General features: G+C 58.0%; 10 protein-coding genes and 2 tRNA genes. All 12 read right to left on the bottom strand.

Features of this window, described 5'->3' with window-relative positions; translation table 11 throughout:
* Positions 1-5: 5 nt before the first annotated feature.
* Positions 6-82, bottom strand: a tRNA-Asp gene (locus FEZ62_RS17840).
* A 32-nt stretch (positions 83-114) separates the two neighbouring features.
* Positions 115-190, bottom strand: a tRNA-Val gene (locus tag FEZ62_RS17835).
* Positions 191-589: 399 nt separating this feature from the next.
* The gene (locus tag FEZ62_RS17830; RefSeq protein WP_172929350.1) at positions 590-1,354 is read right to left on the bottom strand and encodes an SDR family oxidoreductase; all 765 of its coding nucleotides are present in this window, start codon (positions 1,352-1,354) and stop codon (positions 590-592) included.
* A 23-nt stretch (positions 1,355-1,377) separates the two neighbouring features.
* Positions 1,378-2,589, bottom strand: coding sequence for an O-succinylhomoserine sulfhydrylase (locus FEZ62_RS17825; protein ID WP_069899046.1), 1,212 nt, complete (start codon positions 2,587-2,589; stop codon positions 1,378-1,380).
* Between the two features lie 155 nt (positions 2,590-2,744).
* Positions 2,745-4,250 (bottom strand): amidophosphoribosyltransferase, encoded by a 1,506-nt coding sequence (purF, locus tag FEZ62_RS17820; protein ID WP_069899047.1) that lies wholly within the window; start codon positions 4,248-4,250, stop codon positions 2,745-2,747.
* Between the two features lie 46 nt (positions 4,251-4,296).
* The gene (locus FEZ62_RS17815) at positions 4,297-4,851 is read right to left on the bottom strand and encodes a CvpA family protein (protein ID WP_150549566.1); all 555 of its coding nucleotides are present in this window, start codon (positions 4,849-4,851) and stop codon (positions 4,297-4,299) included.
* A gap of 140 nt (positions 4,852-4,991) precedes the next feature.
* On the bottom strand, positions 4,992-5,621 hold the full coding sequence (locus tag FEZ62_RS17810) for an SPOR domain-containing protein (RefSeq protein ID WP_172929289.1): 630 nt from the start codon (positions 5,619-5,621) through the stop codon (positions 4,992-4,994).
* Entirely contained in the window at positions 5,605-6,912 is a 1,308-nt protein-coding gene (gene folC / locus FEZ62_RS17805; protein WP_172929288.1) for a bifunctional tetrahydrofolate synthase/dihydrofolate synthase, read from the bottom strand. The genes FEZ62_RS17810 and folC overlap by 17 nt, the downstream gene beginning before the upstream one ends.
* Entirely contained in the window at positions 6,909-7,820 is a 912-nt protein-coding gene (gene accD / locus FEZ62_RS17800) for an acetyl-CoA carboxylase, carboxyltransferase subunit beta (RefSeq protein WP_172929287.1), read from the bottom strand. Before accD ends, folC begins: the two co-directional genes overlap by 4 nt.
* A gap of 226 nt (positions 7,821-8,046) precedes the next feature.
* Entirely contained in the window at positions 8,047-8,667 is a 621-nt protein-coding gene (locus FEZ62_RS17795) for a phosphoribosylanthranilate isomerase (RefSeq protein ID WP_172929286.1), read from the bottom strand.
* Between the two features lie 56 nt (positions 8,668-8,723).
* The gene (truA, locus tag FEZ62_RS17790; RefSeq protein WP_172929285.1) at positions 8,724-9,590 is read right to left on the bottom strand and encodes a tRNA pseudouridine(38-40) synthase TruA; all 867 of its coding nucleotides are present in this window, start codon (positions 9,588-9,590) and stop codon (positions 8,724-8,726) included.
* Between the two features lie 3 nt (positions 9,591-9,593).
* On the bottom strand, positions 9,594-12,680 hold the full coding sequence (locus tag FEZ62_RS17785) for a FimV family protein (protein WP_172929284.1): 3,087 nt from the start codon (positions 12,678-12,680) through the stop codon (positions 9,594-9,596).
* Between the last annotated feature and the right edge of the window lie 97 nt (positions 12,681-12,777).

Raw genomic sequence — 12,777 nt, 5'->3', positions numbered from 1 at the left:
GTATATGGCGCAGCGGACGGGACTCGAACCCGCGACCCCCGGCGTGACAGGCCGGTATTCTAACCAACTGAACTACCGCTGCGCATTTTATGAACTTTCGTTCAACTCTCGAAGTGGTGGGTGATGACGGGATCGAACCGCCGACCCTCTGCTTGTAAGGCAGATGCTCTCCCAGCTGAGCTAATCACCCTTGCCTTCGTGAGGACGCGAAATTTACGCGTGGGGCACACCTAAGTCAATACCCTGCTTAAAGTTTTTCTTAAAAAGTGCAAAATAATCAGGTGTTTATGCAGCGTACGAAACAGTCAATAGGTTTGCGCAAAAAAACAGCCACTAAAATCGAATAAATTGGTTATTTTTCAATCACATCGAGAGCTTTGCAGAATTACGCGCTAATGCCCTGTGAAAGGTATTTTTTAAAATTATTTCTGCCGCGGGCCGATTTAATTCAAGTTCGCTGCCAATATTTGCTGCAACGGTCAGCATTTAAAGCCCGATTGAGTTTATATGGTCAGCGGCCCCGCACTCGCAAACAAAAAAGCCCCGAATCACTTCGGGGCTTTTGCTTTAGTCGTAACGGGCTCAACAGTTAATCGAGGTAATTCATTTTCCGGCTGAATCCACCGTCGACAACAATTTCCTGACCCGTGACAAATGCACTGCTGCCAGACAGCAACCAGGCAACTGCCGCCGCCACATCTTCAACCTTGCCGACACGCCCTACCGGGTGCTGAGCATGATCCTCACCTCGTAGTGGCTCATCACGACGCGCCTGTGAATCACGCGAGTCGATCCAGCCGGGGCTGACTGCATTCACCCGCACTTCGGGGCCCAGGCTGATTGCCAGCGAGTGAGTCAACGCCAGCAAACCGCCCTTGGACGCAGCATACGCCTCGGTATCGGCCTCGGACTGATGCGCTCGGGTTGAGGTGAGATTCACGATGGCGCCACGGTGCGCGCGCAAATACGGCACGCAATGCTTGGCCAACAGCATTGGCCCGGTCAGATTGACGGCCAAGGTGCGCTCCCAGCGCGACTGACTGAGGCTTTCGAGTGGCGGGTTATGCGGATCAGCCACCGCCGCGTTGCACACCAACGCATCAAGGCGGCCAAACTGGCCGAGCACTTCTGCCACGCCAGTCGTAACCTGCGCCTCATCGGCGACATCCATCGACACGAACCAGGCACTCTCACCCAGCGCCTTGGCCACAATCGAGCCGCGCGCGCGATCGATGTCCGCCAGCACCACCTGCCAGCCTTCAGCGATCAGCCACGCGGCAATGCCCAAACCGATGCCTTGCGCGGCACCGGTGACCAGCGCCACACGGCCCAGCGCAGAACCGTCGTCCTGCATCCAGTCCATTTCGGCTTGCTCGGTCAAAGCGCTGCCAACCCGCGAGCCAGATCGTTTTGCAGATCAGCCAGATCCTCAAGCCCAACGGCAACGCGGATCAGGTTGTCGGCAATCCCGGCATTCGCGCGCTCTTGCGGCGACAGACGCCCGTGCGACGTGGTTGCAGGGTGAGCGATGGTGGTTTTGGTATCGCCCAGATTGGTGGTGATCGAGATCACCCGAGTGGCATCAATAAAGCGCCACGCTGCCTCTTTACCGCCTTTGACCTCAAAACTGACCACTGCACCGAATGCACTCTGCTGACGCTTGGCCAGCTCATGCTGCGGATGGCTCTGCAAACCGGCGTAGTAGACCCGCTCAACACCCGGCTGCTGCTCAAGCCACTCGGCGAGGAACTGCGCACTGGCGCAATGCGCTTGCATGCGGATGCGCAAGGTCTCCAGCCCCTTGAGGAAAATCCAGGCATTGAATGGGCTCAGGGTTGGCCCCGCTGTGCGCAGGAAGCCGACCACTTCTTTCATCTGCTCGGCACGACCGGCAACAACGCCGCCCATGCTCCGGCCCTGGCCGTCGATATATTTGGTTGCCGAGTGCATGACGATGTCTGCGCCAAGCTTGAGCGGTTGCTGCAAGGCTGGCGTACAGAAGCAATTGTCGACAGCCAGCAACGCATTATGGGCGTGGGCGATTTCGGCCAGCGCGGCAATATCGACCAACTCTGCCAGCGGATTCGAAGGCGACTCGACAAACAGCAGCTTGGTGTTGGGTTTGAACGCAGCGCTCCACGCATCCAGATCGGACAGCGGCACGTAATCAACTTCTACGCCGAAACGCTTGAGGTATTTTTCAAACAGGCTGATGGTCGAGCCAAACACACTGCGCGACACCAATACATGGTCGCCGCCGCTGCACAGGCTCATGACGATAGCCATGATTGCCGACATGCCAGAGGATGTTGCTACGGCCTGCTCTGCCCCTTCCATAGCGGCAATGCGCTCTTCAAAGGCACGTACAGTCGGGTTGGTATAACGCGAATAGACATTGCCCGGCACTTCACCGGCAAAGCGCGCAGCCGCGTCGGCTGCAGTGCGAAATACGTAACTTGAGGTGGGGAAAATTGCTTCGCTGTGCTCACCTTCAGGCGAGCGACGCTGACCGGCTCGCACCGCCAGCGTATCGAATGCGGCACCTTCTAGGTCGCTGTCCAGTCGTCCTGCTTGCCATTCTTGCGTCATCTGCTTTTCCTCGGTGCGAGCATGGCGCAACGCTGTGCGCCTGCCGCTTGTTCCCTGCCGAAAGCTGCTGCTACAAGCCTGACTCTCCCTCAACACTGCCGGCGCAATTGAGCGCGGCAGTGGATACAAGGGCACAGCAGCTGTAAGGCACTGACTTAGTTGTTGTGCAAATCAATGATGGCGCTGTTGACCATCGACATACTCATGCTCGAATCGTTACGTGCACGCTCGATTTTGGCCAAGTATGCCTCGTCAACATCACCGGTGACATACTTGCCGTCGAACACCGCACAATCGAACTTGCCGATCTTGATCTTGCCGCCGCCCACCGCATCAACCAGGTCTTCGAGATCCTGATAGATCAGCCAGTCAGCGCCGATCAACTCGGCAACCTGCTCGGTCGTACGGTTGTGGGCGATCAGCTCGTGCGCACTCGGCATGTCGATGCCATACACGTTTGGATAACGCACGGCTGGAGCCGCCGAGCAGAAGTAGACATTCTTGGCACCAGCTTCGCGGGCCATCTGAATGATCTGCTTGCAGGTCGTGCCACGAACGATTGAGTCATCGACCAGCATCACGTTCTTGCCGCGGAATTCAAGCTCGATGGCGTTGAGCTTCTGGCGTACGGACTTCTTGCGCGCCGCCTGGCCCGGCATGATGAAGGTACGGCCGATGTAGCGGTTCTTGACGAAGCCTTCGCGGAACTTCACGCCCAGATGGTTGGCCAGTTCAAGCGCAGCCGTGCGGCTGGTATCCGGAATCGGGATCACCACGTCGATGTCGTGCTCGGGACGCTCACGGAGAATCTTCTCAGCCAGCTTCTCGCCCATGCGCAGGCGCGCTTTGTAGACCGAAACACCGTCCATGATCGAGTCCGGACGCGCCAGGTATACATGCTCGAAGATGCACGGCGAATATTCAAAGTTTTCGGCGCACTGACGCGTGTGCAGCTTGCCGTCTTCAGTGATGTAAACCGCTTCACCCGGCGCCAAATCGCGGATCATGGTAAAGCCGAGCACGTCGAGGGAAACGCTCTCGGAGGCGATCATGTACTCAACGCCTTCGTCGGTGTGACGCTGGCCGAATACGATCGGACGAATACCGTGCGGATCGCGGAAACCGACGATGCCATAACCGGTGATCATGGCAACAACGGCGTAACCACCCTTGCAGCGTTTGTGCACATCGCTGACCGCGGCGAATACATCTTCCTCGGTCGGCTGCAAACGGCCGCGCTGGGCCAGTTCATGAGCAAACACGTTAAGCAGCACTTCCGAGTCGGAATTGGTATTAACGTGACGCAGGTCGGACTGGTAAATCTCTTTAGCCAGTTGCTCAACGTTGGTCAGGTTACCGTTGTGTGCAAGCGTGATGCCGTAAGGCGAGTTGACGTAGAAAGGCTGCGCTTCGGCCGAGCTTGAGCTACCCGCAGTCGGGTAACGCACGTGACCAATGCCCATGTGCCCAACAAGGCGCTGCATGTGGCGCTGCTGAAACACATCACGAACCAGACCATTATCCTTGCGTAGGAACAGACGCCCCTGATGACTGGTGACAATACCGGCAGCATCCTGGCCGCGGTGCTGCAAAACGGTCAAACCGTCATACAGCGCCTGATTGACATTCGATTTACCAACAATACCGACAATGCCGCACATTTGGCGCAACCCCTACGTTATAAAACAGACTGAATACTGGAGGCTCTCAAGGCGTTTTAGGCATTGAGAGCACCTCCTTGAACGGCAGATCAGCAGGTGCGCTGACGCCGCTTGCGAGCCACTCACTGGACAAACCCAGGATCAGGTTTTTTGACCAGTCAGCGACCAAGAGAAAATGTGGAATCAAGGCAGACTCATGCCACCAGATGTCCTGTTGCACAGGCGCAAGGCTGAGCAAGCCGACCAACAGCACAACCAACAGGGCGCCGCGTGCGCCACCGAAAACCATGCCGAGAAAACGATCCGTGCCGGACATCCCGGTCACGCGAATCAGCTCACCGACCAGATAATTGACCAGTGCGCCCACCAGCAATGTGGCAATAAACAAGATCGCGCAGGCTGCGATAACCCGCATCGAAGGTGTTTGAATGTAAGCGTCGAGATGCTGCGACAAGGCACCGCCGAACATCCAGGCAACGACGCCTGCGACGATCCACGTGAGCAATGAAAGTGCTTCCTTAACGAAGCCACGGCTCAGACTGATCAGACTTGATATGGCGATAATGGCGATAATCGCCCAATCGACCCAGGTAAATGCCACGATGAAGGCTACCGTTTGAATAGGCGCAGCATTTTAGCAGAGCCGCTGCCCGCAGGGTAAGCCAAGGTTGGCCGTTGGGATGAAAAACCTATGACGGGATGCTGCCACGGACGGTTCAGCACTGAACAGTCCGTGATCAATCAGTTGGCTTCCGGCTTGAAACGAACGATAAATCCATTGAGTTTCAATTGGCCGTTGATCTTTTCGCGCGCCTTGTCGGCGTCGCCACGATCAATGTACGGGCCAACAAACACCCGATTCATGCCATCAAAGGTACGCATATAGGCGTCATAGCCCTGACTGCGCAGAGTGCCTTGCAGTTTCTCAGCCCCCGGACGACTGGACAGGCTGGCCAATTGCACCGACCAACTGACCGGCAAGGTGTTAGCGTCCAGATGCTTCTGCGGCGCAGGCGCGGCCTCAGCCTCGGGCTCAACTGGCTTGGCCGGCGTTTGCGCAACAGCAGGAGCCTCTTCAACAGGCGGCGCCGGAAGCGGTTCAATGGGCTCAGGTGCAGTGTCTGCAACCGGATCGGCAGGCTCGGGCGCGGATTCTTCAATACTGGCATCCGGTACCGGCTGGGGCACGGGCACCGGATCAAGCGTGACCTCAGCCGCAGGCGGCTCAGCGGGCATGGCCGGGGCTTCTACCGAGACCCGACGCAACTCATCCTGACGCGACAGCAGCATCGGCAAAAAAATGACGGCCAGCGCAACGAGCACCAACGCGCCGACAATTCGCTGCTTGAATCCTTTATCCAGCAAAGCCATCCTGATCTTCCCCTTTGGCATGGCGGGCCAGCCATTCCAAGGCTTCGGCCACACAATAAAACGACCCGAACAGCAAGATCTCGTCTTGCTCCGTAGCCTGCGCGCATTGTGCCATTAAAGCAGTCTGAACATCGCTATAGACCGCCACTGCCGCGTTTTTATCCTGTAAAAAATCAGCAAGTTCGCTCGCAGGACGCGAACGCAGGGTCGGCAAAGGGGCTACAGCCCAATCCGCCACATGCTCAAGCAAGGGTTCGACCACGCCGGCCAAGGCCTTGTCGCCCAACAAACCAAACACTGCCAGGCGCTTGCCAGCCGGTGGACGAGCAGCCAGACGCCCCGCCAGATATTCAGCCGCATGCGGATTGTGACCAACATCGAGCAGCAGCTTGAGGGTCTTGCCGCTGAAGTTGATGGTGCGCCGTTCCAGCCGGCCGGTTACGCGGGTAGCCTGCAAGGCAGCTGCCAGTTCCTCCGGCTGCCAGGGCAAGTCGAGCAGCGCATAAGCCTGCAACGCAAGCGCGGCGTTTTCCTGAGGCAAATCCAGCACCGGCAATTGCGTCAATGTCAGGCTCTGCCCTGCCCCGTCCACACCGCGCCACGACCAATAGTCATCGCTCTGCGCCAGATCGAAGTCGCGCCCACGCAGAAACAGCGGCGCGTCAATCAGGGTGACTTGATCCAGCAGCGTCTGCGGCGGTTGCAAGTCACCGCACAGCGCAGGCTTGCCGGGCCGGCAAATACCGGCTTTCTCGAACGCTACGCTGTCGCGGGTATCGCCGAGGTATTCAACATGATCCACGCCAATCGAAGTGATCACCGCCAAATCGGCGTCCACCAGATTGACCGTATCGAGGCGACCGCCGAGGCCCACTTCAAGCACCACAGCGTCCAAATCTGCACGTTGGAACAGCCAGAACGCCGCCAGCGTGCCCATTTCGAAGTAAGTCAGCGAGATATCGCCGCGCACTTGCTCCAGCGCAGCAAAGGCTTCGCACAGTTGCTCGTCCGAGACTTCCTGGCCATCGAACAACACCCGCTCGTTGTAACGCAGCAGGTGCGGCGAGCTGTAAACGCCCACTTTGAGGCCCTGAGCTTTCAGCAGCGATGCGATAAACGCACAGGTCGAGCCTTTGCCGTTGGTGCCGGTAACCGTGATAACGCGTGGCGCAAGCCGGGCCAGGCCTATGCGTTCAGCCACGGCGCGACAACGGTCCAGCCCCATGTCAATTGCAACGGGGTGGAGTTGCTCCAGATAGGCAAGCCAATCTGCCAGAGAACGTTGGGTCATTCAGCAGTCGCTACCGCAGCCTCGACCGGGGCCTCTACTTTCTGAGCAGGTGTTGGCTTGCCGGTAAACTGCGCCAACAGGCGCGTCAGACGCGGACGCAATTCTGCGCGCGGAATAATCATATCGATAGCGCCGTGCGCCAGCAGGAACTCGCTGCGCTGGAAGCCTTCTGGCAGCTTCTCGCGTACGGTCTGTTCGATAACCCGCGGGCCAGCGAAACCGATCAGCGCGTTAGGCTCGGCAACGATGACATCACCCAACATGGCCAGACTGGCCGAAACACCGCCGTAAACCGGGTCGGTCAGCACCGAGATAAACGGAATACCTTCCTCGCGCAGGCGCGCCAGCACAGCCGAGGTCTTGGCCATCTGCATCAGCGAGATCAGCGCTTCCTGCATACGTGCGCCGCCCGAGGCCGAGAAACACACCATCGGGATACGCTGCTCCAAGGCCACGTTGGCGGCACGCACGAAGCGCTCACCGACGATTGCACCCATGGAACCGCCCATGAACGAGAACTCGAACGCCACGGCAACCAGCGGCATGCTCTGCAGCTGCCCTTTGAACGCGACCAGCGCGTCTTTCTCGCCGGTCTGCTTCTGTGCTGCCACCAGGCGGTCTTTATACTTTTTGCTGTCGCGAAACTTCAGGCGATCGACCGGCTCAAGATCAGCACCGATTTCTTCACGGCCTTCGGCATCGAGGAAAATATTCAGACGCGCACGCGCATCGATGCGCATGTGATGCCCGCACTTGATGCAGACATCCAGGGTCTTTTCCAGCTCGGGTTTGTACAGCACCGCATCACACGATGGGCATTTGTGCCACAGGCCTTCCGGTACCGAGCTCTTCTTGACCTCGGAACGCATGATCGAAGGGATCAGCTTATCTACCAACCAGTTGCTCATGCTCTTAACTCTCCAAAGCTGTAGGCCCGCCCGCGCTAACAATAACGCAATCAGGCAAATTCACGAGTGCAGTCACTTGAGGGGCCGGCACCGGCATTCGGCAATTGCCACCAACGCCCATTACCCGCCTCCTTGATCAGACTTCAATTGCATCACTTGCAACCTGCACTTTTGGACGGCACTGATCGGTCAGCCGTCACATCAGGTCGCGCAGTTCATCGAACCATCAGCACGCTCTTACTGCTGCAACAAACGCACGTACCTTAGCAGCATCCTTGATTCCTTTGCTTGCTTCCACCCCACCACTGACATCAACAGCATACGGCTGAACCTGCGCAATCGCGCTGACAATATTCTCGGGCGTGAGACCGCCGGCAAGGATTATCGGCGTATCAAGCCCCTTAGGAACCAATGACCAGTCAAATGCCTCGCCAGTTCCCCCGGGAATTCCCGCCACAAAGGTATCAAGCAGAATGCCACTGGCCGCCGGATACTCGCCAATCATGGCCGCCACATCATCATCGCTCTTGATCCGCAGCGCTTTGATAAAGGGCCGGTTGTAGCCGGCGCAATCCGCCGCGGTCTCATCACCATGAAATTGCAGCAAGTCCAACGGCACCTGCGCCAGCAACGCGTTCAACTGCTCACGCGGCATATTCACAAACAAACCGACAGTGGTCACGAATGGCGGCAGCGCAGCGAGAATAGCCTGCGCCTGAGCAATATTCACGGCACGCGGGCTTTTCGGATAAAACACCAGGCCAATTGCATCCGCACCGGCGGCAATCGCAGCCAGTGCATCTTCTATGCGGGTAATGCCACAGATCTTGCTGCGAACAACTGACAACGGTGAGTTCCTTGAGCAGATAAAACGCTATACGACCGATGGTAGCAAAAGGCCTTTCAGCCGTCAGTCCTCACGTCGGGCAAGCCGGATAGAAAGTGTGGCCCCAAATAACGGGACGGCAACTCGAACGTGTCCGGATAATCGACCTGCACCAAATACAGCCCGTAAGGGTGCGCGGTCACACCACCGGTGCGGCGTACACGGCTTTCAATCACCTCGGCGGCCCACTCGACAGGTCGCTCACCCGCACCAATAGTCATCAGCACGCCCGCGATGTTGCGCACCATATGATGCAAAAAGGCATTGGCGCGGATATCCAGCACGATGAATCGGCCAGTTTGCAGCAACTCAAGGTGATGAACGGTCTTGATCGGCGACTTGGCTTGACACTGACGCGCGCGGAAAGCACTGAAGTCGTGCTTTCCCAGAAATGCTTTGGCCGCTTCGCGCATGCGCTCAATATCCAGCGGACGATGGTTCCAGGTGACAGCTTCGGCCATGTGCGCTGGTCGAATCTGGTCGTTATAGATGACATAACGGTAGCGCCGCGCCTGGGCACAGAAACGCGCATCAAACTCGCGTGGCATGATCTTGGCCCAGCAAATGCTGATGTCATGCGGCAGATTCATGTTGCCGCCCATCATCCAGGCGTGTGTCGAGCGTTCGACGTGCGTATCGAAATGCACCACCTGCCCACTTGCGTGAACCGCAGCATCGGTACGACCGGCGCAACTCAACGCGATTGGCGCACCACCGGCGACTTTGCTCAAGGCCTGTTCAAGCTTGCCTTGAACGGTAGGCACGCCATCTTTTTGCCGCTGAAAACCACGATAACGTGAACCGTTGTATTCAACGCCGAGGGCGACCCTGAAAAGATCAACGGCGGCCGAGTTGGCCGCCGTTTCTGGAAAAGCTTCGGACATGTATCAAACCAATTTAGCGATCAGCTCTTTAGCTTCTTGCTGCTGACCATCGTTACCTTCGGCGATGACTTCATCGAGAATGTCTTTGGCACCCTCGGCATCACCCATATCGATATAGGCTCGCGCCAGATCTAATTTGGTCGCAGTTTCATCTGTACCGGACAGGAAGTCAAAGTCGTCTTCACCGTCGAAGTCCTCTGCCGCCAACGACTCGGCAGTTACTTCAGGCACATCGGGAAGGTCAATCTCCTCCGGCTGGTTTTCTGCCAGGCTGTCGGAAAGCTGCTCCAACTCACCGCTGACATCTTCAAGCTTGACCTCAAAAGACTCCGCCGCTGCTTCAGGCTTGTCTTCCGCGCTGATCGTCTCATCCAGGGACAGGTCGAAATCAGCAGGCAAATCGAGGGTATCGAATTCAGCCGTGTCTTCTGCCTTTGGGGTGATGGCGGTGGTGTCTTCGCTCAGCTCATCCTCGAAATCAAGAAGGAACTCATCCTCTGCAGCGGGCGTGGCAGCAGGTGTTTGCGGCTCATCTGCAGCGAAATCGAAGTTGAAATCATCGAGTTCGTCCGTCAGCGTAACCGGCTCTTCAGACAACTGTTCATCAAGCTGCAGATCCTCGAACCCGGCGAGATCACTGTCTGCATGAGTTTCAGCGGTCGACTCTACTGTCGGCTGCGCTGGCGCAGGTGTCGGGGCATCAAGGTCTTCAAGATCATCCAGGTCGAAGCCGAAAGCATCGTCTTCAGCCGGCGCTGCGCTCTGAACCGGAGCCGCCTGAGGAGCTTGCGGCTCATCATCAATGCTCAAGTCGTCCAGATTGAAGTTTTCAGCATCATCCAGCGCCGCGCTGTCGGCTGCCATCAACATGGCAGCACCGCCAGCAACGACCATAGCCGGATAACGCGCCTTGAGTTGATCGATTTCAGCAGCCGAACCGCCGAAAGCAAGCAGCTCGCTTTCCTGACGGACAAACCCTTCGCGGTCGCCCATCTCGGCATAGACTTCCATCAGCTTGAGGCGCAAGTCGGCCCGCTGAGGCTCATCATTGATGGCGTTAACCAACAGTTCGGCAGCCTGATTGAAGCGACCGTAAGCGATATAAATGTCCGCCTCGCTCAATACATCGGCGGTTTTAGCGGTAACAGGTTCCTCGCCTGCCTCGTGCGCGGTCACAGCCGCATCGGCGTCCTGCTCATCAAGGCTGCCAGCCGGCAACTCGACATCATTTTCAAAATTGTAATCGCCGGCTAGTTCTTCCTGCGCAGCAGCTTCTTTAGCCGCATTGCGCCGTGAAACGGCCATCAGTGCCAACAGCAGTAGCAGCAGCGCACCACCCGCAGTTGCACCCAGCAACATTGGATTGGCCATCAAACTGTCCAGCGCACTCTCTTCTGCTGGCGCATCTGCCGGTGTTGGCGCAGGCGTAGGCTCAGCAGTTGCAGGCGCAGGTGCTGGCGCTGCAGCGGAGTCCGCAACGACTGGCTGAGCATCGTCCGACTCAGGCTCTTCGCTGTAGTTGTAATCGGTTTCAGCCGGAGCCTGCGTGGCCTCTGCTTGAGGAGATGCAGGGTCGCCTGCCGCAGCATTGGCTGCCACAGCGTTGGCTGCCACAGGCTCGTCTGCCGCAGGACCGCCTGCCGCAGCGTCGGCTGCCGGAGTATTGGCGGAAGATGTGTCGGCGGCTTCGGTGCCGGCGACTGCACTAGCATCGGCAGGAGCCGCATCGGCTGCCGCAGCGTTGGCTGCCACAGGTTCGCCTGCCGCAGCATCGGCTGCCGAACTTCCCGAAGCATCAGTGCTAGATTCATTCGATGCAGACGCGTCAACTGCAGCGTTATCGGCTGCGGCGCCTGCAGCGGCGCCAGCTACACCAGCGGCAGCGGCGGCAGTACCGTCTTCACCCAATTCAGCCTGAAGCTTGGCCAACTGGCTGTCTTTGAGCTGGATCAGGCGTTGCAGTTTATCGAGTTGGCTTTGCAGATCGCCCATGCGGCTCTGCAGCTCTTCGTTTTCGCGACGAGTCGAGTCGAGGCTCTCTTCGGTCACTGCCAGTTTGTTGCTAAGTACTTTGGTGTCGACCTTACCGGTGTCAGCACCGGCAGTCGCCTTGCCGGTTTCGGCTGAAACCAGTTTGAGGTTGTCATCTTCTTTGATTTCAGCAGGTGCCGCGCCCGCAGCGTTGCGCTTGGTGGCATCCAGCTGGCGCGGATCAGCCGCGGCGGTAGTACCCGCGCGCCAGGCAGTGTTCTGCTGACGAACTTCGGCGATGGCTTGCGGCTGAGTACGGCTGTTGATCTGCTGATCGTCCGGCAGGCGCAAGACCTGACCACGTTTCAGGCGGTTGATGTTGCCATCAATGAATGCGTCCGGATTGAGGTCCTGGATTGCCAGCATTTTCTGATGAGCACTGCCATTGCCCGGCGTGCGCTCAGCAATCTGCCACAGCGTATCGGCATTGGTGGTCTTGTAAACGCCCGCTGTTTCAGCGCTGACTTTCGGCGTCTGGGTCGGTTCAGCTGCTGGCCCGCGGTAGGCCGAGGACTCACGAGCAGGCGTCGGTGCTACCGGAGTCGGCGCAGACGCTGCCGGCATGGAGGCGTACGCCTTGGCTGTACGGGTTTCTGCAGGTTGCTGCAAACCGGTTACCGGCGCGCGTGGCGCTGCGGCGGCAGCGGCTTGCGGCGAGTAAAGTGGCGGGTCGAGCAACAGGGTGTATTCACGCAGCGCACGGCCATTCGGCCACAGCACTTCAACCAGGAAATTCAGATACGGTTCGCGCACCGGCTGGCTCGATGTCACCCGGATGATGCTCTTGCCGTTAGGCTTGATTACCGGGGTGAACTTGAGATCGGTGAGGAAGTAAGCACGCTCCACGCCCGCCTTGGTAAACGCATCCGGAGAGGCGAGCTTGGGCAGCACTTCTTGATTACCCAGGTCGCGTGCCTCCAGCAATTCGATGTCAGCGACCAGTGGCTGGTTAAGCGCTGAGCGCAACGTCACCTCGCCCAAGCCCAGCGCCTGCGCCATACCGGAGGAGAGTGCCGAGGCCGCCGCAATCGCCAGCACCAGTTTGCGAACCCGAATCATATCGTTATCCTTAGTTTTATCTTTTTTTCCCGGCAAGCGAGAGGATCTTGATAACTATCGAGGGCACATAGCTGATGTCAGCTGAGCACTCGATAAT

It is taken from the genome of Pseudomonas sp. MS19 (assembly GCF_013277615.1).
Lineage (GTDB): Bacteria > Pseudomonadota > Gammaproteobacteria > Pseudomonadales > Pseudomonadaceae > Aquipseudomonas > Aquipseudomonas marincola.
The sequence above is the reverse complement of the archived record's forward strand: the minus strand, read 5'-3'. Positions and strand labels throughout refer to the sequence as shown.

Excerpts from the sequence above, each read along its gene's own strand:
- truA (WP_172929285.1), bottom strand. The coding sequence starts at position 9,590 with ATGTCCGAAGCTTTTCCAGAAACGGCGGCCAACTCGGCCGCCGTTGAT.
- FEZ62_RS17825 (WP_069899046.1), bottom strand. The coding sequence starts at position 2,589 with ATGACGCAAGAATGGCAAGCAGGACGACTGGACAGCGACCTAGAAGGT.
- folC (WP_172929288.1), bottom strand. The coding sequence starts at position 6,912 with ATGACCCAACGTTCTCTGGCAGATTGGCTTGCCTATCTGGAGCAACTC.
- FEZ62_RS17830 (WP_172929350.1), bottom strand. The coding sequence starts at position 1,354 with ATGCAGGACGACGGTTCTGCGCTGGGCCGTGTGGCGCTGGTCACCGGT.
- FEZ62_RS17810 (WP_172929289.1), bottom strand. The coding sequence starts at position 5,621 with ATGGCTTTGCTGGATAAAGGATTCAAGCAGCGAATTGTCGGCGCGTTG.
- purF (WP_069899047.1), bottom strand. The coding sequence starts at position 4,250 with ATGTGCGGCATTGTCGGTATTGTTGGTAAATCGAATGTCAATCAGGCG.
- FEZ62_RS17785 (WP_172929284.1), bottom strand. The coding sequence starts at position 12,680 with ATGATTCGGGTTCGCAAACTGGTGCTGGCGATTGCGGCGGCCTCGGCA.
- accD (WP_172929287.1), bottom strand. The coding sequence starts at position 7,820 with ATGAGCAACTGGTTGGTAGATAAGCTGATCCCTTCGATCATGCGTTCC.